Below are 26,308 nucleotides of genomic sequence, written 5' to 3'. Positions count from 1 at the left end.
GGATGATTGATGCAAAGCAATTAAACAGCTTGGCGTTAGCGTATATGGGTGATGCGGTATATGAACAATATATCCGCTATCACCTCCTTCAAAAAGGAAAAGTTCGCCCTAATCAATTACATCGCTTAGGGACGAGCTTTGTTTCAGCAAAAGCACAGGCGAAAGTTGTTTATCATTTATTAGAGACGGCATTTTTGACAGAGGAAGAAGAGGCGGTATTAAGAAGAGGGCGTAATGCAAATTCAGGTACAGTTCCGAAAAATACGGATGTACAAACATATCGACATAGTACAGCCTTTGAAGCGCTAATTGGTTATCATCATTTATTAAATAATCGTGAAAGATTAGACGAAATTGTATATAAGGCAATTGCAGTTTTAGAAGAAAAGGAAGGGGGCACATCATCATGACTAGTGAATATATTATCGGACGTAACCCTGTAATTGAAGCGTTAAGATCAGGGAGAGATATTAATAAAATTTGGATCGCAGAAGGTGCTGCCAAAGGACAAGTACAAATTGTACTAGCGTTAGCGAAAGAAAATAAGATTATTTTACAACATGCACCAAAGAAAAAGTTAGATCAATTAGTTGAGGGTAATCATCAAGGTGTAATTGCTCAAGTAGCTGCATATCAGTATGCAGAGTTAGAAGATTTATTCAAAGTGGCAGAAAAACGTAATGAAGATCCGTTCTTCTTGATTTTAGATGAGATTGAAGATCCGCATAACCTAGGTTCTATTATGCGTACTGCTGATGCAACAGGAGCTCATGGAATTATTATTCCGAAGAGAAGAGCTGTGGGACTTACCGCATCAGTTGCGAAAGCATCAACAGGAGCGATTGAATACATTCCTGTTGCGCGCGTAACAAACTTATCTCGTACAATTGATGAATTAAAAGAGCGTGGACTTTGGATTGCTGGTACAGATGCCAAAGGGAAAACGGATTACCGTAATTTAGATGGTACAATGCCGATTGGATTAGTAATTGGTAGTGAAGGAAAAGGTATGAGTCGTATTATTGGTGAAAAGTGTGATTTCTTAATCACTCTACCGATGGTTGGTAAAGTTACATCCTTAAATGCTTCAGTAGCCGCAAGTTTGTTAATGTATGAGGTATATCGTAAACGTCACGAAATTGGTAAATAAAAAATGAACGATATTTTAATCGTTGACGGCTACAACATTATCGGAGCTTGGGGAGATTTGAAGAAACTGCGGGATATAGATTTACAATCATCAAGAGATGCGCTTATTGATAAGATGGCGGATTATCAAGGTTATACAGGTACAAAAGTGATGATAGTCTTTGATGCCTATACAGTCCATGGTATTGAAAAAAAGATGAAACAATCTCGTGTAGAAGTAATATTCACACGAAAGAATCAAACTGCAGACGAAAAGATAGAGCAACTTGCGATAGAGCTTAGAAATATAAATACACAAATATATGTTGCGACTTCTGATTATACAGAACAATGGGTTATATTTGGGCAAGGTGCCCTTCGAAAATCTGCGCGTGAATTAGAGTTGGAAGTACAAGCGATGGAACAACAAGTAAGAAGGCGTACAAAAGACACGAAAGAACAGCAGCCCGCCATGCGAAAGATATTTAGTAAGGATATTACAGAAAAATTAGAAAAATTAAGAAGAGGAGAGCGTTGAAGCATTGACGCTCTTTATCTTTTTACTGTATAATATTGCTAAATAAATAGCGGTCGGAGGGATCAAGGTGGAAGCAGGCTTCGTAAGTATAGGCGACGTTACATTTCGTGATTTAGAGGATGAGGCAATCGTTGAGTTAGTTCGAAAAGGTAATACTGACGCTCTAGAATATTTAATTCACAAGTATAAGAACTTTGTTCGTGCGAAATCAAGATCTTACTTTTTAGTGGGTGCCGATCGAGAAGACATTGTTCAAGAAGGTATGATAGGGTTGTTTAAAGCAATTCGTGATTATAAAGAGGACAAGCTGTCTTCATTCAAAGCATTTGCTGAACTATGTATCACTCGACAAATTATTACCGCTATTAAAACGGCAACAAGACAAAAACATATTCCTTTAAATTCGTATGTGTCTTTAGATAAGCCGATTTACGATGAGGAATCTGATCGAACGTTATTGGATGTTATTTCTGAAGCGAAGGTGACTGATCCTGAAGAGATGATCATTAGCCAGGAAGAATATACAGACATAGAATCAAAAATATCTGAATTATTAAGCGATTTAGAAAGAAAAGTGCTTTCTTTATATTTAGATGGTCGTTCTTATCAAGAGATTTCAGAACAGTTAAACAGGCATGTGAAATCTATTGATAACGCTTTACAAAGAGTAAAGAGGAAATTGGAACGATATATGGAAATGAGAGAAAGTACAACTTTAAATTCATAAGAAGTAACAAGTGCTGCAGGTGTAAAATAAATCACCTGTTTTCTTTTGTAGAGAGTACAAAATGCATGTCATTGACATTGTCTTTTATTGTATGATACATTTTTAGGGACATAATGTTACAAGGTTGGTGTAACTAATGAGGAAAAAAGTTGTACTCTCATGTGAAGAGTGTAAAAATCGAAACTACTCTACTATGAAAGATACGAGCTCAATAGAGCGACTTGAAATAAAAAAGTTTTGTAAAACATGCAATCAGCATACAGTTCACAAGGAAACAAAATAAATAATTGAAATAATACACTGGAGGTCCCGCAGATGCGTTTAACGAACTTTTTCGGCGATGTAGGTCGCGAAATGAAAAAAGTAAGTTGGCCTAAAAAAGATGAATTACTCCGCTCAACAGCGACTGTTGTTGCTACAGTTGTGTTCTTTGCGATTTTCTTCGCAGTAGTTGATATGGGCATTTCTTCTTTAATTCGGTTAATTCTTGGTTAATTCTTGAATAAGAAGCACTTATCCATGATATAATGTTATTTATAAGAACTGTGTAAAAGCCCGGTGAACGGGTTTTTTCATTTGCGCAAAAAAATGTACGTCAGGGAGGGAAGGACGCTCGTCCTAAATGAATGGAAAAAAGTTGGTATGTTGTCCATACTTATTCTGGATATGAAAATAAAGTAAAAGCAAACCTAGAGAAACGTGTAGAATCAATGGGTATGCAAGATAAAATTTTCCGTGTTGTTGTCCCGGAAGAAGTAGAAGTAGAAATGAAAAACGGAAAAGAAAAATTAATGAAAAGAAAAGTGTTCCCAGGTTATGTATTAGTAGAATTAATCATGACTGATGACTCTTGGTATGTTGTACGTAACACGCCAGGTGTAACTGGGTTCGTTGGTTCTTCTGGTTCTGGATCTAAACCATCACCTCTATTAGAAGAGGAAGTTGTTACCATTATGAAACATATGGGAATGGACAACGAAGTGGTTGATTTCGACTTTGAACTTCATGAGACAGTACGTGTAAATGAGGGGCCATTCGCAGATTATACAGGTGCTATTGAAGAAATTGATGTGGAGAAGAAAAAGGTTAGCGTGCTTGTGGATATGTTTGGTCGCGAGACTCCAGTTGAACTTGACTTCCATCAAATTGAAAAATTATAAAATGAAACTTGAAATGAATTGTAAAAAGTGATAATATCTTTTAAGTCAGTACGTCTTCGTTATCGGAGACGTTTTTTGAAAGATTTTATCCTTACAGATAAAATATGACGTGGGAGGGCAAATCACTGTCCAATTGACCACATCACGGACTTAAGGAGGTGTGTCTCGTGGCTAAAAAGGTAATTAAAATGGTAAAGCTTCAAATTCCTGCAGGTAAAGCTAACCCAGCTCCACCAGTTGGTCCAGCATTAGGACAAGCAGGTGTTAACATCATGGGCTTCTGTAAAGAGTTTAACGCTCGTACAGCAGATCAAGCTGGTCTTATCATCCCTGTTGAAATTACGGTATTTGAGGACCGTTCATTCACTTTCATTACTAAAACTCCTCCTGCTGCTGTTCTTCTTAAGAAAGTAGCTGGTATTGAGTCTGGTTCTGGTGAACCAAACCGTAATAAAGTGGCAACTGTTAAGCGTGATAAAGTACGCGAAATCGCTGAAACTAAAATGCCTGACCTAAACGCTGCTAGCGTAGAAGCTGCAATGCGTATGGTTGAAGGTACTGCACGCAGTATGGGCATCGTTATCGAAGACTAATTCGATTTGTTTTTAAAAAAGGTTGCGGGTCTGGAATTCCAATTCGCAACCTTTATTATCGTAAATGATTATCGTTTTTAAATAAATGGATGGCGCTCATCCTCAGGTTATACCTGAAAACAGGCGTAAACGTGGGAGGTTATTCCGCTAAAACCACATTCGAGGAGGAAATAAAAATGGCTAAAAGAGGTAAAAAGTACGTAGAAGCTGCAAAGCTTGTTGATCGTGCAGCTGCTTACTCTGCAACAGAAGCAGTAGAATTAGTAAAGAAAACAAACACAGCTAAATTTGATGCAACTGTAGAAGCTGCATTCCGTTTAGGTGTTGACCCTAAGAAAGCTGACCAACAAATCCGTGGTGCAGTTGTTCTTCCACACGGTACTGGTAAAGTACAACGTGTATTAGTATTTGCTAAAGGTGAAAAAGCTAAAGAAGCTGAAGCTGCTGGAGCTGACTTCGTAGGCGATACTGATTACATCGGTAAAATCCAACAAGGTTGGTTCGATTTCGATGTAGTAGTAGCAACTCCTGACATGATGGGTGAAGTTGGTAAACTTGGTCGCGTATTAGGACCTAAAGGTTTAATGCCAAACCCTAAAACTGGAACAGTTACTTTCGATGTAACTAAAGCTGTTAACGAAATCAAAGCTGGTAAAGTTGAATACCGCGTTGATAAAGCTGGTAACATCCACGTTCCAATCGGTAAAGTATCTTTCGAAGATGCTAAATTAGTAGAAAACTTCAAAACAATTGCTGACACTTTACAAAAAGTTAAGCCAGCTGCTGCAAAAGGTACTTACATGAAGAACGTAACAGTTGCTTCTACAATGGGACCTGGCGTACGTGTAGACGTTTCTACATTAGCGTAAATTTTGGAAGTTGACTTCATAAAGAAGTTTTAATATAATCATTTATGTTGTGAATTTAATTAGTGTACCGTAGACAGTAGGTGTCAATAGACTTAATTTCCTACCTAGGTGTTAATATACGAAGCGGAATCTTTTTTCTGTGACTATATGCCTCCATGTCTACAAGTTGGGCATGGAGGTTTTTAGTGCACTTTCGGTACATCTTCTATATAATCTACAGGAGGTGTAATAACATGAGCAAAGTAATCGAAACTAAACAACAAGTTGTAACTGAAATCGCGGACAAACTTCGCGCTAGTAAATCTACAATCGTTGTTGACTACCGTGGTTTAACAGTTTCTGAAGCAACAGAATTACGTAAGCAATTACGTGAAGCTGGCGTTGAGTTCAAAGTTTACAAAAACTCTCTAACTCGTCGTGCTGCAGAATCTGCTGAAATGGCTGAGTTAAATGAATTCTTAACAGGACCAAACGCAATCGCGTTCAGTAACGAGGATGTAGTTGCTCCTGCGAAAGTATTAAACGACTTCGCTAAAGATCATGAAGCTTTAGAAATTAAAGCGGGCGTAATCGAAGGTAAACTTGTAACACTTGATGAGGTTAAAGCAATCGCTACTCTTCCATCACGTGAAGGCTTACTTTCTATGCTTCTTAGCGTTCTTCAAGCTCCAATCCGTAACCTTGCACTTGCTACTAAAGCAGTTGCAGACCAAAAGGAAGAGCAAGGCGCTTAATTTTTTAAAAGATAATTACGTATTATCGATAAAACAATACAAACCTATTTAAGGGAGGATATTTACAATGACTAAAGAACAAATCATTGAAGCAGTTAAATCTATGACTGTATTAGAACTTAACGACTTAGTAAAAGCTATCGAGGAAGAATTCGGCGTAACTGCTGCTGCTCCTGTAGCTGTTGCTGGTGGCGCTGGAGAAGCTGCTGCTGAGAAAACTGAATTTGATGTGGAACTAACTAGCGCTGGTGCACAAAAAATCAAAGTTATCAAAGTTGTTCGTGAAATCACTGGTCTTGGCTTAAAAGAAGCTAAAGAATTAGTTGACAACACTCCAAAAGTAATCAAAGAAGCTGCTGCTAAAGAAGAAGCTGAAGAAATCAAAGCTAAACTTGAAGAAGTTGGCGCTGCTGTAGAAGTTAAGTAATTAACTTTTGATGCTTTAAAAAAAGCTCGCTCTCATGCGAGCTTTTTTTTTAACTGTAAAGAAAAGAGGTGGCCATATGGCAGACCATTATTTTTCTAACGACCCTTCTAGTAAAAGTGATCGTAAGCGATGGGAGTTTGCCCTTCGTGGATCTCGATTCACTTTCTTATCTGACCATGGGGTGTTCTCGAAAAACGAAGTGGACTTTGGTTCCCGTCTTTTAATTGAAGCGTTTCAAATGCCAGATATTAAAGGTGATATATTAGACGTAGGTTGCGGATACGGTCCTATTGGTTTGTCGTTAGCGAAAGAGTTTCAAGGTCGTGAAGTTCACATGGTGGATGTGAACGAGAGGGCACTTGGGCTTGCGAAAGAAAACGCCGCTAATAACAAAATCGAGAATATACGTATTTTTCAAAGTAGCGTCTATGAAAATGTAGATGGTAAGTATGCTGCTATTCTATCTAACCCTCCAATTCGTGCGGGTAAAGATATCGTACATGAGATTTTAGAAAAAGCTGTGGAGTATTTAGTTCCAGATGGAGAGCTTTGGATTGTTATTCAAAAGAAACAAGGTGCACCGTCTGCGCTAAAAAAACTAGAAGAAGTATTTTCTGAAGTTGAGGTTGTAGAAAAGAAAAAAGGATATTATATCATAAAATCAAAAAAACGTTGACGGTTATTTTTGGCTATGTTAACATTATACAATGCCAATATATGATTTTCTGCGTTGAGAAAGATGTATATTTTTGTTTCTCTTGGAAAAGATAGTAAAATCAGCAGATTATGAAACAGAATGATGGTTTTCTTATAGAAGCCATTTTTCTTTTTTGAGCAGGTAGAAAGACTCAACGTATTTATCTTTAAGAGAAAGAGACTACGCTAATAGCAGTAGTTGTATTTATTTGTGATTTTGCACAAATTTTTTTGTGCATTTATAATACTCATGATTTGAGGGGTGAAGCAGTTGACAGGTCAACTAGTTCAATACGGACGCCACCGCCAACGAAGAAGTTATGCCCGTATTAGTGAAGTATTAGAGTTACCAAATCTTATCGAAATTCAAACCTCTTCTTATCAGTGGTTTCTTGATGAGGGTTTGCGAGAAATGTTCCAAGACATTTCTCCGATTGAAGACTTTACGGGAAATCTATCGCTTGAATTTATCGACTACAGCTTAGGTGAACCTAAATACTCTGTAGACGAATGCAAAGAGCGTGATGTGACGTATGCAGCACCACTTCGTGTAAAAGTGCGTCTAATCAACAAGGAAACTGGTGAAGTAAAAGAACAAGATGTGTTCATGGGAGATTTCCCACTCATGACAGAGACTGGAACATTCGTAATTAACGGTGCAGAACGTGTTATCGTTTCCCAGTTAGTTCGCTCTCCAAGCGTATACTATAGTGGCAAAGTGGATAAAAACGGAAAACGTGGTTTTACTGCTACTGTAATTCCAAACCGCGGAGCTTGGTTAGAGTATGAGACAGATGCTAAGGATGTTGTATATGTGCGTATTGACCGTACGCGTAAACTTCCTGTAACTGTTTTGTTACGCGCATTAGGGTTTGGCTCTGATCAAGAAATCACCGAGCTTTTAGGTGATAACGAATACTTAAGCAACACATTAGAAAAAGACAACACAGATAGCACAGAAAAAGCATTGCTTGAAATTTATGAGCGTCTACGTCCTGGTGAACCACCAACAGTAGAAAATGCTAAGAGCTTACTTGTGTCTCGTTTCTTCGATCCAAAGCGCTACGATTTAGCAAATGTAGGTCGCTATAAGATCAACAAGAAGTTACACATTAAAAACAGATTGTTTAATCAACGTTTAGCTGAAACATTAGTGGATCCAGAAACTGGTGAAATTTTAGCGGCAGAAGGAACAATCTTAGATCGTCGTACACTTGATCGCATTTTACCTTACTTAGAGAAAAACATTGGATTCAAAACAGCGAAACCAATGGGTGGAGTGGTAGAAGGCGATGTTGAGCTGCAATCTATTAAGATTTATGCTCCTGAGTCGGAAGGCGAACGCGTAATTAATGTAATTGGTAATGCAAACATTACTCGTGATGTGAAACACATCACACCAGGTGATATCCTTGCTTCTATCAGTTACTTCTTCAACCTACTATACAAAGTAGGGGATACAGATGATATTGACCATTTAGGAAACCGTCGTCTGCGTTCTGTTGGAGAACTATTACAAAATCAATTCCGTATCGGTCTTTCTCGTATGGAACGTGTTGTTCGTGAGAGAATGTCGATCCAAGATACAAATGCGATTACACCACAGGCACTAATTAATATTCGTCCTGTTATTGCATCTATTAAAGAGTTCTTCGGAAGTTCTCAGTTATCTCAGTTTATGGACCAAACAAACCCATTAGCAGAGTTAACTCACAAACGAAGACTATCTGCATTAGGACCTGGTGGTTTAACGCGTGAGCGCGCAGGCTTTGAAGTGCGTGACGTTCATTACTCTCACTACGGTCGTATGTGTCCGATTGAAACACCAGAGGGACCAAACATCGGTTTGATTAACTCATTATCTTCGTTCGCGAAAGTAAATGAGTTTGGTTTCATTGAAACACCATACCGTCGTGTTGACCCAGAAACTGGTCTTGTAACAGGGCATGTTGATTACTTAACAGCAGATGAAGAAGATAATTATGTTGTAGCCCAAGCGAATATGAAATTATCTGACGAAGGTGAATTCCTAAGTGAAGATATCGTAGCTCGTTTCCGTGGTGAAAACATTGTCACAAATAGAGAACGCATCGACTACATGGATGTATCTCCAAAACAAGTAGTGTCGGCAGCGACAGCTTGTATTCCGTTCTTAGAAAACGATGACTCTAACCGCGCACTTATGGGAGCGAACATGCAACGTCAGGCGGTTCCGTTAATGAATCCGGAATCTCCGATTGTAGGTACAGGTATGGAGTACGTATCAGCAAAAGACTCAGGTGCTGCAGTAATCTGTAAACATCCTGGTGTTGTTGAGCGCGTAGAAGCACGTGAAGTTTGGGTACGTCGCTATGTAGAAGTTGACGGTCAAACAGTAAAAGGCGACTTAGATCGCTACAAAATGCAAAAATTCATTCGTTCTAACCAAGGAACTTGTTACAACCAACGTCCAATCGTAAGTGTTGGAAATGAAGTTGTAAAAGGTGAAATCCTTGCGGATGGTCCTTCTATGGAATTAGGTGAACTAGCACTTGGACGTAACGTGCTTGTTGGCTTCATGACTTGGGACGGTTATAACTACGAGGATGCGATCATCATGAGTGAGCGCCTTGTAAAAGATGATGTGTACACTTCTATTCATATTGAAGAATATGAATCAGAAGCTCGTGATACGAAGCTTGGACCAGAAGAAATTACACGTGACATTCCAAACGTTGGGGAAGACGCATTACGTAACCTTGACGAGCGCGGTATCATTCGCGTTGGTGCTGAAGTAAAAGATGGAGATTTACTTGTTGGTAAAGTAACACCTAAAGGTGTAACAGAATTAACAGCTGAAGAACGTCTATTACATGCTATCTTTGGAGAAAAAGCGCGTGAAGTACGTGATACATCACTACGTGTACCACACGGTGGTGGCGGTATTATCTTAGACGTAAAAGTATTCAACCGTGAAGATGGCGATGAATTGCCACCAGGCGTGAATCAACTTGTACGTGCATATATCGTTCAAAAACGTAAAATTTCTGAAGGTGACAAGATGGCCGGACGTCACGGTAACAAAGGTGTTATTTCTCGTATTTTACCAGAAGAAGATATGCCTTACTTACCAGATGGTACGCCAATCGATATCATGTTAAACCCATTAGGGGTACCATCTCGTATGAATATCGGTCAGGTATTAGAGCTTCATCTTGGTATGGCAGCAAGATACCTTGGCATTCACATTGCAACACCAGTATTCGATGGTGCTCGTGAGGAAGATGTTTGGGGCACAATTGAAGAAGCTGGTATGGCAAATGACGCGAAAACAATCCTGTATGACGGACGTACTGGTGAACCATTCGATAACCGCGTATCTGTTGGTGTCATGTATATGATCAAACTTGCGCACATGGTTGACGATAAACTTCATGCTCGTTCTACTGGACCATACTCACTTGTAACGCAGCAACCTCTTGGAGGTAAAGCTCAGTTCGGTGGACAGCGTTTCGGTGAGATGGAGGTTTGGGCACTTGAAGCTTACGGTGCTGCTTATACTCTTCAAGAAATCTTAACAGTGAAGTCTGATGATGTTGTTGGACGTGTTAAGACTTATGAAGCAATTGTTAAAGGCGAAAATGTTCCAGAACCAGGCGTTCCTGAATCATTCAAAGTATTGATTAAAGAGCTGCAAAGTTTAGGTATGGACGTTAAAATGATGTCTAGCGACGATACAGAAATTGAAATGCGTGATACAGAAGATGACGATGATCATCAATCAGCAGATAAATTGAATGTCGAAGTTGAGACAACTAAGGAATAATTGGGATAACCTGTAGACTAAAAGGGAGGTAGGCCCCTTGATAGATGTAAATAACTTTGAATATATGAAGATTGGACTTGCTTCACCTGACAAGATTCGTTCTTGGTCATACGGTGAAGTTAAGAAACCAGAAACTATTAACTATCGTACGTTAAAGCCTGAAAAAGATGGCTTGTTCTGTGAGCGTATTTTCGGACCACAAAAGGACTGGGAATGTCATTGCGGAAAATACAAACGTGTACGTTATAAAGGTGTAGTTTGTGATCGATGTGGCGTTGAAGTAACGCGTGCAAAAGTACGTCGTGAACGTATGGGTCATATTGAATTAGCTGCTCCTGTATCTCATATTTGGTATTTCAAAGGTATCCCGAGCCGCATGGGACTTGTCTTAGACATGTCCCCTCGCGCGCTTGAAGAAGTAATTTATTTCGCTTCTTATGTTGTAACAGAAAGTGGAGATACACCACTTGATAAGAAGCAATTACTTTCTGAAAAAGAATACCGTGCATATCGTGATCGATATGGTAGCACATTCCAAGCTGCTATGGGTGCAGAAGCAATTAAAAAGCTACTACAAGACATCGATTTAGATAAAGAAGTAGACTTCTTAAAAGAAGAATTAAAAACAGCACAAGGACAACGCCGTACTCGTGCTATTAAACGTCTAGAAGTATTAGAAGCATTCCGTAACTCTGGAAATGAACCGTCTTGGATGATCTTAGATGTTCTACCAGTAATTCCACCAGAACTACGCCCAATGGTACAGTTAGACGGTGGACGTTTTGCTACTTCTGACTTAAACGACTTATACCGTCGTGTAATTAACCGTAACAATCGTTTAAAACGTCTATTGGACTTAGGTGCACCAAGCATCATCGTTCAAAACGAAAAACGTATGTTACAAGAAGCTGTAGACGCATTAATCGATAATGGTCGTCGTGGCCGTCCAGTTACTGGACCAGGTAACCGTCCATTAAAATCACTATCTCACATGCTTAAAGGTAAACAAGGACGTTTCCGTCAAAACTTATTAGGTAAACGTGTTGACTACTCTGGTCGTTCTGTAATCGTTGTAGGACCGAACTTAAAGATGTATCAATGTGGATTACCAAAAGAAATGGCGCTTGAACTGTTCAAACCTTTCGTAATGAAAGAGTTAGTTGAAAAAGGATTAGCACATAACATTAAGAGTGCGAAACGTAAAATCGAGCGTGTACAACCTGAAGTTTGGGACGTTTTAGAGTCTGTGATTAAAGAACATCCAGTACTTCTAAACCGCGCACCAACACTTCACCGTCTTGGTATCCAGGCGTTTGAACCTACATTAGTAGAAGGTCGCGCAATCCGTCTTCACCCACTTGTATGTACTGCATACAACGCGGACTTTGACGGTGACCAAATGGCCGTTCACGTACCTTTATCATCAGAAGCTCAAGCTGAAGCTCGTCTTCTTATGTTAGCGGCACAAAACATCTTGAACCCGAAAGACGGTAAACCAGTTGTTACTCCATCTCAGGATATGGTATTAGGTAACTATTACTTAACACTTGAGCGTGAAGGTGCAATCGGTGAAGGTATGGTCTTCAAAGATGCAAACGAAGCATTGCTTGCATATCAAAATGGATATGTTCATCTTCATACACGTGTTGCGGTAGCTGCAAGTGCAGTAAACAACGCAACATTTACTGAAGAGCAAAAGAGTATGCTTCTATTAACAACAGTTGGTAAATTAATATTTAACGAAATCTTACCAGAGTCGTTCCCTTATATTAATGAACCAACAAATTCAAACCTTGAAAAAGAAACACCAGCGAAATATTTCGTTGAAAAAGGTGCGAACATTAAAGAAATTATTGCTAGTCGCGAAGAAGTGGCGCCATTTAGCAAGAAGATCCTTGGTAACATCATTGCGGAAGTGTTCAAACGTTTCCAAATTACAGAAACGTCTCGCATGCTTGACCGTATGAAAAACTTAGGATTCAAGTACTCTACAAAAGCTGGTATTACAGTTGGGGTATCTGACATTCTTGTATTAGGCGAAAAAGATGAAATTCTCCACGAAGCACAAGCAAAAGTAGATAATGTAATTAAACAATTCCGTCGCGGTTTAATCACGGAAGAAGAACGTTACGATCGCGTTATCTCTATTTGGAGTAATGCAAAAGATGTTATCCAAGGAAAACTGATGAAATCCTTGAATAAACGCAACCCAATCTTCATGATGAGTGACTCAGGTGCCCGTGGTAACGCATCTAACTTTACTCAGCTTGCTGGTATGCGTGGTCTTATGGCCAATCCATCTGGTCGTATCATCGAACTTCCAATCAAATCGAGTTTCCGTGAAGGTTTAACAGTACTTGAGTACTTCATCTCTACGCATGGTGCGCGTAAAGGTCTTGCCGATACAGCACTTAAAACTGCCGATTCTGGTTACTTAACACGTCGTCTTGTTGACGTTGCACAAGATGTAATCGTTCGTGAAGATGATTGTGGAACAGATCGCGGTTTATTAATTGGTGCGATTAAAGAGGGTAATGAAGTTATCGAGTCATTATATGATCGTCTTGTTGGACGTTTTGCAAGAAAAACTGTAAAACATCCTGAAACAGGTGAAGTATTAGTTGCTGAAAATCAATTAATTACTGAAGATATCGCTCATATCGTTGAAAATTCGGGTGTTGAAACTGTAAACATTCGTTCAGCGTTTACGTGTAACACTCGCCACGGTGTATGTAAGAAGTGTTACGGTCGTAACTTAGCAACTGGAACAGACGTAGAAGTAGGAGAAGCGGTAGGTATTATCGCAGCTCAATCTATCGGTGAGCCAGGTACACAGTTAACGATGCGTACATTCCATACAGGTGGGGTTGCCGGAGATGATATCACTCAAGGTTTACCTCGTATCCAAGAGATCTTCGAAGCTCGTAATCCGAAAGGTCAGGCAGTGATCAGTGAAATCGACGGTGTTATCGCAGCGATCAACGACGTTAAAGATCGTCAAGAAGTAGTTGTACAGGGTGAAGTTGAAGCTCGTACGTATGCTATTCCTTACGGTGCTCGTCTGAAAGTAACTCCAGGACAGCCAATTAGCCACGGTAAAGAGTTAACAGAAGGTTCTATTGATCCGAAAGAATTACTAAAAGTAACGGACATTACGGCGGTTCAAGAATACTTATTACGTGAAGTTCAAAAAGTATACCGTATGCAAGGGGTAGAAATTGGTGACAAACACGTAGAAGTAATGGTACGTCAAATGTTACGTAAAGTTCGTGTAAGTGATGCAGGTGAAACGGATGTATTACCAGGAACATTACTAGATATCCATCAGTTCACTGATGCGAATGCTAAGGTCTTACTGCAAGGTAAGCAACCAGCAACAGCTAGACCTGTTCTACTTGGTATTACAAAAGCTTCACTTGAAACAGATTCATTCTTATCTGCAGCATCGTTCCAAGAAACAACTCGTGTCTTAACTGATGCAGCAATTAAGGGTAAACGCGATGAACTTCTAGGATTAAAAGAAAATGTTATTATCGGTAAACTTGTTCCTGCTGGAACAGGTATGAATCGTTATCGCAAAGTGGATCTTGTAAAAACAACACAAGATGACATGAATGTAGAAAACGATGAGGTTTATGTGGAACAGTAAAATTTTCCGGCATAAATTTTGTATAAAAACAATTAATCTTAGTTGACATTGTATGAGTCAAAATGTTACTATAATCAAGGTTGCTCCTGAACGATGCTTTGGAGGATATTTATATGTCTTATCAAAAAGTATCAACTGCTGAAAATGTAGTCGTTGGTCATAAACGCACATTGGAGGCAATCAAAAATGGTACAGTTAAAGAAGTTGTCATCGCAGAGGATGCTGACATGCGGTTAACCCATGCTATCATTCGTGTTGCAATGCAATATAACGTGCCCATAACAAAAGTTGAATCAGTTCGTAAGCTTGGTAAAGCTTCGGGGATTCAAGTGGGAGCTTCAGCAATAGGAATAATAAGTTAAAACTGTTTTTGTGAGGAGAGAGCATTTGCTCTTCCTTGCAAAAACTTTGTTTTCAACTAATAATGAACCACCTGGATATGTGGTCATACAAACATGCGAAGGGAGGATAATCAAATGCCTACTATTAACCAATTAGTGAGAAATGGTCGTACTGATAAAGTATGGAAATCTAAATCACCTGCGTTAAACAAAGGTTTTAACTCTTTAAAGAAAAAATCAACTGATATCTCTGCACCTCAAAAACGTGGTGTATGTACTCGTGTTGGTACAATGACTCCAAAGAAACCTAACTCAGCGTTACGTAAATACGCTCGTGTACGTTTAACAAACGGTATCGAGGTTACAGCTTACATCCCAGGTATCGGTCATAACCTACAAGAGCATAGCGTAGTATTAATTCGCGGTGGTCGTGTAAAGGATTTACCGGGGGTACGTTACCACATCGTTCGTGGTGCGCTTGACACAGCTGGTGTTGACAAACGTATGCAAGGACGTTCTAAATATGGTACTAAGAGACCAAAACCTGCTAAAAAATAATAACTTTAAAATGAAAGGAGGAACTCAATATGCCTCGTAAAGGACCTGTTGCGAAACGTGACGTGTTACCAGATCCAATGTACAATTCGAAGCTAGTAACACGCCTTATCAACAAAATGATGGTTGACGGTAAAAAAGGTAAATCTCAAACAATTCTTTATAATGCGTTCGATATCGTAAACGAACGTACTGGTAAAGAGCCAATGGAAGTATTCGAGCAAGCTCTTAAGAACATCATGCCTGTTCTTGAAGTACGCGCTCGTCGTGTTGGTGGTGCTAACTACCAAGTTCCAGTTGAGGTTCGTCCAGAACGCCGTACAACTTTAGGTCTTCGTTGGTTAGTAAACTACGCTCGTCTTCGTGGTGAAAAAACTATGGAAGAGCGTCTTGCTAACGAAATCTTAGATGCAGCTAACAACGCTGGTGCATCTGTTAAGAAACGTGAAGACACTCATAAAATGGCAGAAGCTAACAAAGCATTTGCTCATTACCGTTGGTAGGATTCAACGTAAAATAAATGTAAGCATAAACCGCTTTATTTGTCGCTTATGGAAGTGTGGAGAGGGAGAATGCCTCTCCCTTTCATCGGGCGCTCGTTTTACATAATGAGAGTACTGGACATACTGACATGTGTAACAATATAAAGTGGCTTTTTTGCTACTTAAAATAAAAAAATCCAATCCATATATGGAAGGAGCAAGACACCAAATGGCAAGAGAGTTCTCTTTAGAAAACACTCGTAATATTGGTATCATGGCTCACATCGATGCTGGTAAAACAACAGCAACTGAGCGTATTCTGTACTACACAGGACGTATTCATAAAATCGGTGAAACTCACGAAGGTGCATCTCAGATGGACTGGATGGAGCAAGAGCAAGAGCGTGGTATCACAATTACTTCTGCTGCAACTACAGCACAATGGAAAGGTCATCGTGTAAACATCATTGATACTCCAGGACACGTAGATTTCACAGTAGAAGTAGAACGTTCTTTACGCGTACTTGATGGCGCTGTAGCAGTACTTGATGCGCAATCTGGTGTAGAACCACAAACAGAAACTGTTTGGCGTCAGGCTACTACTTACGGCGTACCTCGTATCGTATTCGTTAACAAAATGGATAAGATCGGTGCAGATTTCTTATACTCTGTAGGAACAATCCACGATCGTTTACAAGCAAACGCACATCCAATTCAGTTACCAATCGGTGCTGAAGATGAGTTCAATGGTATCATTGACCTTGTTGAAGAGTGTGCTTACATGTACGGTAACGATTTAGGAACAGACATTCAACGTGTTGAAATTCCTGAAGAGCACAAAGAATTAGCTGAAGAATACCGTGGAAAACTTATTGAAGCGGTAGCTGAGCTTGATGAAGAAATGATGATGAAGTACCTAGAAGGTGAAGAAATCACTGTAGAAGAGCTTAAAGCTGGTATCCGTAAGGCTACAACTTCTGTAGAATTCTTCCCAGTAATCTGTGGTTCTGCATTCAAAAACAAAGGTGTTCAAATTCTGTTAGACGCAGTTATCGACTACCTTCCATCTCCACTAGATGTACCTGCTATTAAAGGTACTCTACCGGATACAGATGAAGAAGTAGAACGTAAGTCTAGCGATGAAGAACCATTCGCAGCTTTAGCATTCAAAATCATGACTGACCCTTATGTTGGTAAGTTAACGTTCTTCCGTGTGTACTCTGGTGTGTTAAACTCTGGATCATACGTGAAAAACTCAACTAAAGGTAAGCGTGAGCGTGTAGGTCGTATCCTACAAATGCACGCTAACAGCCGTGAAGAGATTTCAACAGTTTACGCTGGTGATATCGCTGCTGCTGTAGGTTTAAAAGATACTACTACTGGTGATACTCTTTGTGACGAGAAGAGCCTTGTTATCCTTGAGTCTATGGAATTCCCAGAGCCAGTTATCTCTGTAGCTATCGAACCAAAATCTAAAGCTGACCAAGATAAAATGGGTACAGCTTTATCTAAGCTTTCTGAAGAAGATCCAACATTCCGTGCTCACACTGACCAAGAAACTGGCCAAACTATCATCGCTGGTATGGGTGAACTTCACCTTGATATCATCGTTGACCGTATGCGTCGTGAATTCAAAGTGGAAGCAAACGTTGGTGCTCCTCAGGTAGCATACCGTGAGACTTTCCGCGCTGCTGCGAAAGTTGAAGGTAAGTTCGCTCGTCAATCTGGTGGTCGTGGACAATTCGGTCACGTTTGGATTGAGTTTGAACCTAACGAAGAAGGTAAAGGATTCGAATTCGAAAACAAGATCGTCGGTGGTGTAGTTCCTCGTGAATACATCCCAGCTGTTGGAGCAGGTCTTGAAGATGCACTTAAAAATGGTGTACTAGCTGGTTATCCACTAGTTGACATTAAAGCTGCATTAGTTGACGGATCTTACCATGATGTCGATTCATCTGAGATGGCGTTCAAAATCGCTGCATCTATGGCACTTAAAGCTGCGGTTTCTAAATGTAGCCCAGTAATTCTTGAGCCAATGATGAAAGTTGAAGTTGTAATTCCTGAAGAGTACATGGGTGACATTATGGGTGACGTAACATCTCGTCGTGGACGTGTAGAAGGTATGGAAGCTCGCGGTAACGCACAAGTTGTTCGCGCTATGGTTCCACTTTCTGAAATGTTCGGTTATGCAACGTCATTACGTTCTAACACTCAAGGACGCGGAACATTCTCTATGGTGTTTGACCACTATGAAGAAGTACCAAAGTCTGTTTCTGAAGAAATTATCAAAAAAAATAAAGGTGAATAATTGATTTTTATCGATTGTTCAAGTATAACTACTTATGTAAGCTTAGAAAGTGGGACGTAAGTTTCACTTTCTAGTCTAAATATAAAATAACCTATATAAACTAAGGAGGAATTTAGAATGGCTAAAGCTAAATTCGAACGTTCTAAACCCCATGTTAACATCGGTACAATCGGCCACGTTGACCATGGTAAAACTACATTAACTGCTGCGATCACTACAGTTCTTGCAAAAGCTGGTGGTGCTGAAGCACGCGGATACGATCAAATCGATGCTGCTCCAGAAGAAAGAGAGCGCGGTATCACAATCTCAACTGCACACGTTGAGTACGAAACTGAAACTCGTCACTATGCACACGTTGACTGCCCAGGTCACGCTGACTATGTTAAAAACATGATCACTGGTGCTGCTCAAATGGACGGCGGTATCTTAGTAGTATCTGCTGCTGATGGCCCAATGCCTCAAACACGTGAGCACATCCTTCTTTCTCGTCAAGTAGGTGTTCCTTACATCGTTGTATTCTTAAACAAATGCGACATGGTAGATGACGAAGAATTATTAGAATTAGTAGAAATGGAAGTTCGCGACCTATTATCTGAATACGGATTCCCAGGCGACGACATTCCTGTAATCAAAGGTTCTGCTCTTAAAGCTCTTCAAGGAGAAGCTGATTGGGAAGCAAAAATCATTGAATTAATGGCTGAAGTTGATGCTTACATCCCAACTCCAGAACGTGAAACTGACAAACCATTCTTAATGCCTGTAGAGGACGTATTCTCTATCACAGGTCGTGGTACAGTTGCTACTGGTCGTGTTGAGCGCGGTATCGTTAAAGTTGGTGACGTAGTAGAAATCATCGGTCTTGCTGAAGAAAATGCTTCTACAACTGTAACTGGTGTAGAGATGTTCCGTAAACTTCTTGACCAAGCTCAAGCTGGAGACAACATCGGTGCTTTACTTCGTGGGGTTGCTCGTGAAGACATCCAACGTGGACAAGTACTTGCAAAAAGCGGTTCTGTAAAAGCTCACGCTAAATTCAAAGCTGAAGTTTTCGTATTATCTAAAGAAGAAGGTGGACGTCACACTCCATTCTTCGCTAACTACCGTCCTCAGTTCTACTTCCGTACAACTGACGTAACTGGTATCATCCAATTACCAGAAGGTACTGAAATGGTAATGCCTGGTGACAACATCGAAATGACTATCGAACTTATCGCTCCAATCGCTATCGAAGAGGGAACTAAATTCTCTATTCGTGAAGGTGGACGTACAGTAGGTTACGGTGTAGTTGCTACTATCGTTGAGTAATCTTAACTGATATAAAAAAACCTAAGGGATTTTCCCTTAGGTTTTTTGTTTGCGTTTATATAAGGGAGAAGAGAGTGTTTTTTTGTTTTGACGAGTTTCTTCTATAGTAATATAAAAACAACAAAAGATAATCCAGAAACTGTAAAATGAATTCTGTTAGATGAAAACTTGAAATTCTTTAAAGTGCCATGTATAATAGCAAAAGTAGAGAAAAGCAGATGCAAACAAAAAGATGCTTGCATCTAGACGAATAACATTGTATAATAGACAATGTTGGTCTTTGACTGCGATGAAGTGGAAGGTTGCTGACACACCCGGCCGCTTTGCCATGGCATGGTGTGGGGAAATTTCCATGGAGAAGGTCTATTTTAGAAATAGGCGAACGAAGGAGGGAAAATAATGGCAAAAGAAAAAATTCGTATCCGTTTAAAAGCTTACGATCACCGTATTCTTGATCAGTCAGCTGAGAAAATTGTAGAAACAGCTAAGCGTTCTGGGGCAACAGTTTCTGGTCCGATCCCATTACCAACTGAAAAAACTGTTTACACAATTCTTCGTGCTGTTCATAAGTACAAAGATTCTCGTGAGCAATTCGAAATGCGCACGCACAAACGTCTAATCGACATCGTGAGTCCTACTCCACAAACAGTAGATTCATTAATGCGTTTAGACTTACCATCTGGTGTAGATATCGAAATCAAACTATAATTTATATAACTTAAAAATGTAGGAGGTGTAACTCATGACCAAAGGAATCTTAGGAAGAAAGATCGGTATGACTCAAGTATTTGCTGAGAACGGTGAGTTAATCCCAGTAACAGTTATCGCTGCTAATCCAAACGTTGTTCTTCAAAAGAAAACAACTGAAACTGATGGCTACAATGCAATCCAGTTAGGATTTGAAGATAAACGTGAAAAGTTAACTAACAAACCTGAACAAGGCCACACTGCTAAAGCATCTACAACTCCTAAGCGCTTCATTCGCGAAATCCGCGATGCAGACGTGGACGGATTAGAGGTTGGTCAAGAGGTAAAAGTTGACGTATTCGCTACAGGTGAAATCGTTGATGTAACAGGAATTTCTAAAGGTAAAGGTTTCCAAGGTGTTATCAAACGCCACGGACAATCTCGCGGACCTATGTCTCATGGTTCTCGCTATCACCGTCGTCCAGGTTCAATGGGCCCAGTTGCTCCGAACCGTGTATTCAAAGGCAAAAAACTTGCTGGACGTATGGGTGGAGACCAAGTTACTATCCAAAACTTAGAAATCGTTCAAGTTGACACTGAGCGCAACTTATTACTAGTAAAAGGTAACGTTCCAGGTGCTAAGAAATCTCTTGTAGTTGTTCAAGGCGCTGTGAAGGTTAGCAAATAATTCACAATAGGAAGGAGGAATTCCAATGCCAAAAGTTACTGTATATAACCAAACTGGTTCACAGGTTGGTGAAATCGAATTAGCTGAAGCTATTTTCGGTATCGAACCAAATGAAGCTGTACTTTTCGAAGCTGTAATGATGCAACGTGCATCTTTACGTCAAGGTACACACAAAGTAAAAACTCGCTCTGAAGTTCGCGGTGGTGGTCGTAAACCATGGCGTCAAAAAGGAACTGGACGTGCTCGTCAAGGGTCTATCCGCTCTCCTCAATGGCGTGGTGGTGGTACGGTATTCGGACCTACACCAAGAAGCTATGCGTACAAACTTCCTAAGAAAGTTCGTCGTTTAGCAATCAAATCTGCATTAGCTACTAAAGTAGTTGAGAACAACATTGTAGTTCTTGAAGACCTAGTGTTAAATGCACCAAAAACAAAAGATATGCTAGCAGTACTTAAAGGATTAACTGTTGAGAAGAAAGCTCTTATCGTAACTGCTGATGCAAACGAATCTGTAGAGTTATCTGCTCGCAATATCCCTGGAGTAACAGTAATCACTGCTGATGGCGTAAACGTTTTAGACGTGCTTCATCATGATAAGCTAATCATGACAAAAGCGGCAGTGGAAAAAGTAGAGGAGGTGCTTGCATAATGAGAGATCCTCGTGATATCATTAAGCGCCCAGTTATCACTGAACGTTCTATGGAAATGATGGCTGAAAAAAAATACACGTTCGATGTGGACGTTAAATCTAATAAAACAGAAGTTAAAGATGCTCTTGAAGCGATCTTTGGTGTTAAAGTAGAAAAAGTGAACATCATGAACTACAAGCCGAAAGCAAAACGCGTTGGTCGTCACGCTGGTTTTACTAGCCGTCGTCGTAAAGCAATCGTTAAGCTAACTGCTGACAGCAAAGAAATCGAAATCTTCCAAGGCGTTTAATTCTTACTAAAGAAGGAGGGAAATTGAGATGGGAATCAAAAAGTATAATCCAACTACTAACGGTCGTCGTAATATGACTACGAATGATTTCGCTGAAATCACGACTGATAGACCCGAAAAGTCATTACTTGCTCCTTTAAGCAAGAAGGCTGGTCGTAATAACCAAGGTAAAATCACTGTACGTCATCAAGGTGGCGGACATAAGCGTCAATACCGTATCATCGACTTTAAGCGTAACAAAGATGGAATTCCAGGACGCGTTGCTACGATCGAATACGATCCAAACCGCTCTGCGAATATCGCATTAATTAACTACGTTGACGGTGAAAAACGTTACATTCTTGCTCCTAAATCTTTAGAAGTAGGTATGGAAGTTATGTCTGGCCCAGAAGCTGACATTAAAATCGGTAACGCATTACCATTAATCAACATTCCAGTAGGTACTGTTGTTCATAACATCGAGCTTAAGCCTGGTCGTGGCGGACAATTAGTTCGTTCTGCTGGTACATCTGCTCAAGTACTTGGTAAAGAAGGTAAATACGTACTTGTACGTTTAACTTCTGGTGAAGTACGTCTTGTATTATCTGCTTGTCGCGCTTCAATCGGTCAAGTAGGTAACGAACAACACGAACTTATCAAAATCGGTAAAGCAGGTCGCTCTCGCTGGTTAGGTAAACGCCCAACAGTTCGTGGTTCTGTAATGAACCCGGTTGATCACCCACACGGTGGTGGTGAAGGACGTTCTCCAATCGGACGTAAGTCTCCAATGTCTCCATGGGGTAAACCAACTCTTGGATTCAAGACTCGTAAGAAAAACAAAGCGTCTGACAAATTCATCGTTCGTCGTCGTAAAAAATAATGGGATTGTAGTACGGTTCATTTCTAGAACCGTACGCCAATCACGAAGGGAGGCACCAAAATGGCTCGTAGCTTAAAAAAAGGACCATTTGTCGATGATCACTTAATGAGCAAAATGGAAAAATTAGTTGCATCTGAGCAAAAACAAGTTGTTAAAACTTGGTCTCGCCGTTCAACAATCTTCCCTCAGTTCATCGGACACACAATCGCTGTATATGATGGTCGTAAACACGTACCTGTGTACATCACTGAGGATATGGTTGGCCATAAGTTAGGTGAATTCGCACCAACTCGTACGTACAAAGGTCACCTTGCTGACGATAAGAAAACTAGAAGATAATGAGAGGAGGCACTTCAATGCAAGCTAAAGCAGTAGCGAGAACAGTTCGTATTGCTCCTCGTAAAGTTCGTTTAGTAGTAGACTTAATCCGAGGTAAGCAAGTGGGTGAAGCGATTGCTATCCTTAACCACACACCAAAAACTGCTTCTCCAGTTGTAGAAAAAGTTTTAAAATCTGCAATCGCAAATGCAGAGCACAATTATGAGATGGACATTAACAACCTAGTTGTTGAAAAAGTTTTCGTTGACGAAGGTCCAACGTTAAAACGTTTCCGTCCACGTGCAATGGGTCGTGCAAGCCAAATTAACAAACGCACAAGCCACATCACAGTTGTGGTATCAGAAAAGAAGGAGGGATAATCGATGGGTCAAAAGGTTAATCCAATTGGTCTTCGTGTCGGCGTTATCCGTGACTGGGAATCTCGTTGGTTCGCTGAGAAAGATTACGCTACATTATTACATGAAGACATCAAAATCCGTGAGTACATTAATGTACGCTTAAAAGATTCTGCTGTTGCTAAAGTAGAAATCGAACGTGCAGCAAATCGTGTAAATGTTACAATTCACACTGCAAAACCTGGTATGGTAATTGGTAAAGGTGGTACTGAAGTTGAAGCACTTCGTAAAGCTCTTAACCAATTAACAGGCAAGCGTGTACACATCAACATTTTAGAAGTTAAGAGAGCTGATCTTAACGCTAAATTAGTAGGCGAAAACATCGCTCGTCAATTAGAAAACCGTGTATCATTCCGTCGTGCACAAAAGCAAGTTATTCAACGTGCTATGCGTGCAGGTGCTAAAGGTATTAAAACACAGGTTTCTGGTCGTCTTGGCGGAGCTGATATCGCTCGTGCAGAATCTTACAGTGAAGGAACTGTTCCACTTCATACACTTCGCGCTGATATTGACTATGCAGCAGTTGAAGCTGATACAACATACGGTAAATTAGGCGTAAAAGTATGGATCTACCGTGGAGAAGTCCTTCCTACAAAAAAGAAAGCTTCTGAGGAAGGAGGAAAATAATATGTTAATGCCAAAACGCGTAAAATATCGTAGAGAGCATCGTGGTAAAATGCGTGGTCGTGCTAAAGGTGGAACTGAAATTGCTTTCGGTGAATTCGGTTTACAAGCACAAGCTGCTTCATGGATTACAAACCGTCAAATCGAAGCTGCTCGTCGTGCAATGACTCGTTACATGAAACGTGGCGGTAAAGTATGGATTAAAATTTTCCCTTCTAAACCTTACACTGCAAAACCTCTAGAAGTACGTATGGGTTCCGGTAAAGGGGCACCAGAAGGCTGGGTAGCAGTAGTAAAACCTGGGAAAATTATGTTCGAAATCGCGGGTGTATCTGAAGAGGTAGCACGCGAAGCATTACGTCTTGCAGCTCACAAGTTACCTGTGAAATGTAAATTCGTAAAACGTGAAGAAAATGGTGGTGAATCTAATGAAAACTAATGATATTCGTGAATTAACCACTGCCGAAATCGAAACAAAAGTTAAAGCTTTAAAGGAAGAGTTGTTTAATCTTCGCTTCCAACTTGCTACAGGACAATTAGAGAATCCAACTCGCATTCGTGAAGTGCGTAAAGCAATTGCTCGTATGAAAACTGTAGTTCGTGAAAGAGAGATCGGAATTAATCGATAAATTGAGGGGAGGTTTGCATAGTGAGCGAACGTAACCAACGCAAAGTTTATACTGGTCGTGTAGTGTCTGACAAAATGGACAAAACGATTACAGTTTTAGTTGAAACTTACAAAACTCATTCCTTGTACGGAAAACGTGTTAAGTATTCTAAGAAGTACAAAGCCCATGATGAGCAAAACCAAGCGAAACTTGGCGATATCGTTAAAATCATGGAAACTCGCCCGCTTTCTGCTACTAAGCGTTTCCGTTTAGTTGAAATCGTTGAAGAAGCGGTTATTATCTAAATAGACGAATCGGAATTTTTAGTCCGAAGGGAGGTTTCATAACATGATCCAACAAGAATCTCGTTTGAAAGTTGCTGACAACTCTGGTGCACGTGAACTTTTAACAATTAAAGTATTAGGCGGCTCTGGTCGTAAATATGCTAACATTGGTGACATTATCGTTGCTACGGTAAAACAAGCAACACCAGGTGGCGTTGTTAAAAAAGGTGACGTTGTTAAAGCAGTAGTGGTACGTACGAAGAGCGGAGCTCGTCGTCCGGACGGTTCTTACATCAAATTTGATGAAAACGCAGCGGTTATCATTAAAGACGATAAGAGCCCACGTGGTACTCGTATCTTCGGACCAGTAGCTCGTGAATTACGTGATAGCAACTTCATGAAGATCGTTTCTTTAGCTCCAGAAGTTCTATAATTTAAGGTATTGCCTTGCTAAGGAGGTGCAGAATTAAGATGCATGTAAAAAAAGGTGATAAAGTACAGGTAATCACTGGTAAAGACAAAGGAAAACAAGGCGTTATCCTTGTGGCTTTCCCAAAGCAAAACCGTGTTATCGTTGAGGGTGTCAATATCGTTAAGAAGCACTCTAAGCCATCTCAATTAAATCCACAAGGTGGAATTATTACTAAAGAAGCACCTATTCACGTTTCTAACGTTATGATTTTAGATCCGAAAACAGGTGAACCTACTCGTGTAGGCTTCAAAGTAGAAGATGGTAAAAAAGTTCGTATTGCAAAAAAATCTGGTGAATTATTAGATAAATAATTTTCTTAAGAAAGGAGGTCACTTCATTGAATCGCCTTAAAGAGAAGTTCCAAAAGGAAATTACTCCTGCTCTAGTGAGCAAGTTTAACTATAAATCTGTAATGCAGGTACCAAAAATCGAAAAGATCGTAATCAACACTGGTGTTGGTGACGCGGTATCTAACTCAAAAGCGTTAGACAACGCAGTAGAAGAATTAACACAAATCACAGGTCAAAAACCTGTTGTAACTCGTGCTAAAAAATCAATCGCTGGTTTCCGTCTTCGTGAAGGTATGCCAATCGGTGCGAAAGTAACTTTACGCGGCGAGCAAATGTATGAGTTCTTCGACAAATTAGTATCAGTTTCTTTACCACGTGTACGTGATTTCCGTGGTGTTTCTAAGAAATCATTCGATGGTCGTGGAAACTATACATTAGGTGTTAAAGAGCAACTTATTTTCCCTGAGATTGATTATGATAAAGTAAGCAAAGTCCGCGGTATGGACATCGTAATCGTTACTACAGCGAAAACTGATGAAGAAGCTCGTGAACTTTTAACACAATTCGGTATGCCATTCCAAAAATAATGGAAGCCAACGCTAAGTAGAGGAGGCGAAAACGTGGCTAAAAAATCTATGATAGCGAAACAAAAGCGTACTCCTAAGTTTAAAGTACAAGAGTATACACGTTGCGAACGCTGCGGTCGTCCGCATTCTGTATACCGCAAATTTAAACTTTGCCGTATTTGTTTCCGTGAACTTGCATATAAAGGTCAAATTCCTGGTGTTAAAAAAGCTAGTTGGTAA

34 protein-coding genes and 1 other annotated feature are annotated in these 26,308 nt (G+C 40.1%); all 34 genes read left to right on the top strand.

All coding sequences use genetic code 11. From position 1 onward, the window contains the following. Nucleotides 1–2: 2 nt before the first annotated feature. The 34 genes from ACQGS6_RS02275 to rpsN all read left to right on the top strand — a co-directional run bounded on the left by ACQGS6_RS02275 (nt 3) and on the right by rpsN (nt 26,308). The gene (locus ACQGS6_RS02275; RefSeq protein WP_000564261.1) at nt 3–410 is read left to right on the top strand and encodes a Mini-ribonuclease 3; all 408 of its coding nucleotides are present in this window, start codon (nt 3–5) and stop codon (nt 408–410) included. Next, nucleotides 407–1,150 carry a 23S rRNA (guanosine(2251)-2'-O)-methyltransferase RlmB gene (gene rlmB, locus ACQGS6_RS02270; protein WP_000200237.1) on the top strand — a complete coding sequence of 248 codons (744 nt, stop codon included), beginning with the start codon at nt 407–409 and terminating at the stop codon, nt 1,148–1,150. Before ACQGS6_RS02275 ends, rlmB begins: the two co-directional genes overlap by 4 nt. A gap of 3 nt (nt 1,151–1,153) precedes the next feature. After that, nucleotides 1,154–1,666 (top strand): NYN domain-containing protein, encoded by a 513-nt coding sequence (locus ACQGS6_RS02265; protein WP_000997874.1) that lies wholly within the window; start codon nt 1,154–1,156, stop codon nt 1,664–1,666. 67 nt (nt 1,667–1,733) lie between these two features. After that, on the top strand, nt 1,734–2,393 hold the full coding sequence (locus ACQGS6_RS02260) for an RNA polymerase sporulation sigma factor SigH (protein ID WP_000387193.1): 660 nt from the start codon (nt 1,734–1,736) through the stop codon (nt 2,391–2,393). A 136-nt stretch (nt 2,394–2,529) separates the two neighbouring features. After that, entirely contained in the window at nt 2,530–2,676 is a 147-nt protein-coding gene (gene rpmG, locus ACQGS6_RS02255; protein WP_014481927.1) for a 50S ribosomal protein L33, read from the top strand. Nucleotides 2,677–2,708: 32 nt separating this feature from the next. Further along, a complete protein-coding gene (gene secE, locus ACQGS6_RS02250) occupies nt 2,709–2,888 on the top strand; it encodes a preprotein translocase subunit SecE (RefSeq protein ID WP_001241323.1) in 180 nt (59 codons plus the stop codon). A 131-nt stretch (nt 2,889–3,019) separates the two neighbouring features. Further along, nucleotides 3,020–3,553 (top strand): transcription termination/antitermination protein NusG, encoded by a 534-nt coding sequence (nusG, locus tag ACQGS6_RS02245; RefSeq protein ID WP_000415794.1) that lies wholly within the window; start codon nt 3,020–3,022, stop codon nt 3,551–3,553. Nucleotides 3,554–3,720: 167 nt separating this feature from the next. Continuing rightward, nucleotides 3,721–4,146, top strand: a complete 426-nt coding sequence (gene rplK / locus ACQGS6_RS02240) for a 50S ribosomal protein L11 (protein WP_001085872.1) — start codon at nt 3,721–3,723, stop codon at nt 4,144–4,146. A gap of 176 nt (nt 4,147–4,322) precedes the next feature. Next, a complete protein-coding gene (gene rplA / locus ACQGS6_RS02235) occupies nt 4,323–5,015 on the top strand; it encodes a 50S ribosomal protein L1 (RefSeq protein WP_001987630.1) in 693 nt (230 codons plus the stop codon). A 49-nt stretch (nt 5,016–5,064) separates the two neighbouring features. Beyond that, nucleotides 5,065–5,209: a sequence feature (ribosomal protein L10 leader region), on the top strand. Nucleotides 5,210–5,248: 39 nt separating this feature from the next. Continuing rightward, nucleotides 5,249–5,749 carry a 50S ribosomal protein L10 gene (gene rplJ / locus ACQGS6_RS02230; protein ID WP_000048716.1) on the top strand — a complete coding sequence of 167 codons (501 nt, stop codon included), beginning with the start codon at nt 5,249–5,251 and terminating at the stop codon, nt 5,747–5,749. A gap of 67 nt (nt 5,750–5,816) precedes the next feature. Further along, nucleotides 5,817–6,176 (top strand): 50S ribosomal protein L7/L12, encoded by a 360-nt coding sequence (rplL, locus tag ACQGS6_RS02225; RefSeq protein ID WP_000159736.1) that lies wholly within the window; start codon nt 5,817–5,819, stop codon nt 6,174–6,176. A gap of 76 nt (nt 6,177–6,252) precedes the next feature. Then, nucleotides 6,253–6,852, top strand: coding sequence for a class I SAM-dependent methyltransferase (locus tag ACQGS6_RS02220; protein ID WP_000763262.1), 600 nt, complete (start codon nt 6,253–6,255; stop codon nt 6,850–6,852). Between the two features lie 291 nt (nt 6,853–7,143). Further along, complete coding sequence (gene rpoB, locus ACQGS6_RS02215) at nt 7,144–10,677, top strand: DNA-directed RNA polymerase subunit beta (RefSeq protein WP_000147553.1); 3,534 nt, start codon at nt 7,144–7,146, stop codon at nt 10,675–10,677. Nucleotides 10,678–10,714: 37 nt separating this feature from the next. Continuing rightward, the gene (rpoC, locus tag ACQGS6_RS02210; RefSeq protein WP_000567939.1) at nt 10,715–14,326 is read left to right on the top strand and encodes a DNA-directed RNA polymerase subunit beta'; all 3,612 of its coding nucleotides are present in this window, start codon (nt 10,715–10,717) and stop codon (nt 14,324–14,326) included. Nucleotides 14,327–14,439: 113 nt separating this feature from the next. After that, complete coding sequence (locus ACQGS6_RS02205) at nt 14,440–14,688, top strand: 50S ribosomal protein L7ae-like protein (protein ID WP_000121837.1); 249 nt, start codon at nt 14,440–14,442, stop codon at nt 14,686–14,688. Between the two features lie 114 nt (nt 14,689–14,802). Then, on the top strand, nt 14,803–15,225 hold the full coding sequence (gene rpsL / locus ACQGS6_RS02200; RefSeq protein ID WP_001142341.1) for a 30S ribosomal protein S12: 423 nt from the start codon (nt 14,803–14,805) through the stop codon (nt 15,223–15,225). Between the two features lie 29 nt (nt 15,226–15,254). Then, nucleotides 15,255–15,725: a 30S ribosomal protein S7 gene (gene rpsG / locus ACQGS6_RS02195; RefSeq protein WP_001137491.1), complete on the top strand. Its 471-nt coding sequence runs from the start codon at nt 15,255–15,257 to the stop codon at nt 15,723–15,725. Between the two features lie 208 nt (nt 15,726–15,933). Further along, a complete protein-coding gene (gene fusA, locus ACQGS6_RS02190; protein WP_000090370.1) occupies nt 15,934–18,012 on the top strand; it encodes an elongation factor G in 2,079 nt (692 codons plus the stop codon). A 117-nt stretch (nt 18,013–18,129) separates the two neighbouring features. Then, a complete protein-coding gene (tuf, locus tag ACQGS6_RS02185) occupies nt 18,130–19,317 on the top strand; it encodes an elongation factor Tu (protein ID WP_001029614.1) in 1,188 nt (395 codons plus the stop codon). Nucleotides 19,318–19,716: 399 nt separating this feature from the next. Further along, nucleotides 19,717–20,025, top strand: a complete 309-nt coding sequence (gene rpsJ / locus ACQGS6_RS02180; RefSeq protein ID WP_001040596.1) for a 30S ribosomal protein S10 — start codon at nt 19,717–19,719, stop codon at nt 20,023–20,025. 34 nt (nt 20,026–20,059) lie between these two features. Then, the gene (gene rplC, locus ACQGS6_RS02175; RefSeq protein ID WP_000160207.1) at nt 20,060–20,692 is read left to right on the top strand and encodes a 50S ribosomal protein L3; all 633 of its coding nucleotides are present in this window, start codon (nt 20,060–20,062) and stop codon (nt 20,690–20,692) included. A gap of 25 nt (nt 20,693–20,717) precedes the next feature. Next, the gene (gene rplD / locus ACQGS6_RS02170; RefSeq protein ID WP_001127258.1) at nt 20,718–21,341 is read left to right on the top strand and encodes a 50S ribosomal protein L4; all 624 of its coding nucleotides are present in this window, start codon (nt 20,718–20,720) and stop codon (nt 21,339–21,341) included. Continuing rightward, nucleotides 21,341–21,631: a 50S ribosomal protein L23 gene (gene rplW / locus ACQGS6_RS02165; protein WP_001205558.1), complete on the top strand. Its 291-nt coding sequence runs from the start codon at nt 21,341–21,343 to the stop codon at nt 21,629–21,631. The genes rplD and rplW overlap by 1 nt, the downstream gene beginning before the upstream one ends. A 28-nt stretch (nt 21,632–21,659) precedes the next feature. Beyond that, nucleotides 21,660–22,490: a 50S ribosomal protein L2 gene (gene rplB, locus ACQGS6_RS02160; RefSeq protein WP_000511583.1), complete on the top strand. Its 831-nt coding sequence runs from the start codon at nt 21,660–21,662 to the stop codon at nt 22,488–22,490. A gap of 60 nt (nt 22,491–22,550) precedes the next feature. Next, the gene (gene rpsS, locus ACQGS6_RS02155) at nt 22,551–22,829 is read left to right on the top strand and encodes a 30S ribosomal protein S19 (RefSeq protein ID WP_000124454.1); all 279 of its coding nucleotides are present in this window, start codon (nt 22,551–22,553) and stop codon (nt 22,827–22,829) included. A 17-nt stretch (nt 22,830–22,846) separates the two neighbouring features. Then, on the top strand, nt 22,847–23,188 hold the full coding sequence (gene rplV / locus ACQGS6_RS02150) for a 50S ribosomal protein L22 (RefSeq protein WP_001148024.1): 342 nt from the start codon (nt 22,847–22,849) through the stop codon (nt 23,186–23,188). A 3-nt stretch (nt 23,189–23,191) separates the two neighbouring features. Beyond that, a complete protein-coding gene (gene rpsC, locus ACQGS6_RS02145; RefSeq protein ID WP_000529956.1) occupies nt 23,192–23,851 on the top strand; it encodes a 30S ribosomal protein S3 in 660 nt (219 codons plus the stop codon). A gap of 1 nt (nt 23,852) precedes the next feature. Next, the gene (rplP, locus tag ACQGS6_RS02140; protein ID WP_000928969.1) at nt 23,853–24,287 is read left to right on the top strand and encodes a 50S ribosomal protein L16; all 435 of its coding nucleotides are present in this window, start codon (nt 23,853–23,855) and stop codon (nt 24,285–24,287) included. Then, nucleotides 24,277–24,477, top strand: a complete 201-nt coding sequence (gene rpmC / locus ACQGS6_RS02135) for a 50S ribosomal protein L29 (RefSeq protein ID WP_000855718.1) — start codon at nt 24,277–24,279, stop codon at nt 24,475–24,477. Before rplP ends, rpmC begins: the two co-directional genes overlap by 11 nt. Before the next feature lie 20 nt (nt 24,478–24,497). Then, the gene (gene rpsQ, locus ACQGS6_RS02130; protein ID WP_000004106.1) at nt 24,498–24,761 is read left to right on the top strand and encodes a 30S ribosomal protein S17; all 264 of its coding nucleotides are present in this window, start codon (nt 24,498–24,500) and stop codon (nt 24,759–24,761) included. A gap of 43 nt (nt 24,762–24,804) precedes the next feature. After that, the gene (gene rplN, locus ACQGS6_RS02125; protein WP_000615912.1) at nt 24,805–25,173 is read left to right on the top strand and encodes a 50S ribosomal protein L14; all 369 of its coding nucleotides are present in this window, start codon (nt 24,805–24,807) and stop codon (nt 25,171–25,173) included. A 38-nt stretch (nt 25,174–25,211) separates the two neighbouring features. Further along, nucleotides 25,212–25,523, top strand: coding sequence for a 50S ribosomal protein L24 (rplX, locus tag ACQGS6_RS02120; RefSeq protein WP_000558200.1), 312 nt, complete (start codon nt 25,212–25,214; stop codon nt 25,521–25,523). Nucleotides 25,524–25,549: 26 nt separating this feature from the next. Next, complete coding sequence (gene rplE / locus ACQGS6_RS02115) at nt 25,550–26,089, top strand: 50S ribosomal protein L5 (RefSeq protein ID WP_001080831.1); 540 nt, start codon at nt 25,550–25,552, stop codon at nt 26,087–26,089. A 33-nt stretch (nt 26,090–26,122) separates the two neighbouring features. Further along, nucleotides 26,123–26,308: a 30S ribosomal protein S14 gene (rpsN, locus tag ACQGS6_RS02110; RefSeq protein ID WP_001085700.1), complete on the top strand. Its 186-nt coding sequence runs from the start codon at nt 26,123–26,125 to the stop codon at nt 26,306–26,308.

This window comes from Bacillus sp. GMs2/2, assembly GCF_050172095.1.
In the GTDB taxonomy this organism is placed as follows: domain Bacteria; phylum Bacillota; class Bacilli; order Bacillales; family Bacillaceae_G; genus Bacillus_A; species Bacillus_A cereus.
Note: the sequence above shows the minus strand (reverse complement) of the source record. Positions and strands in the feature narration are given on the sequence as shown.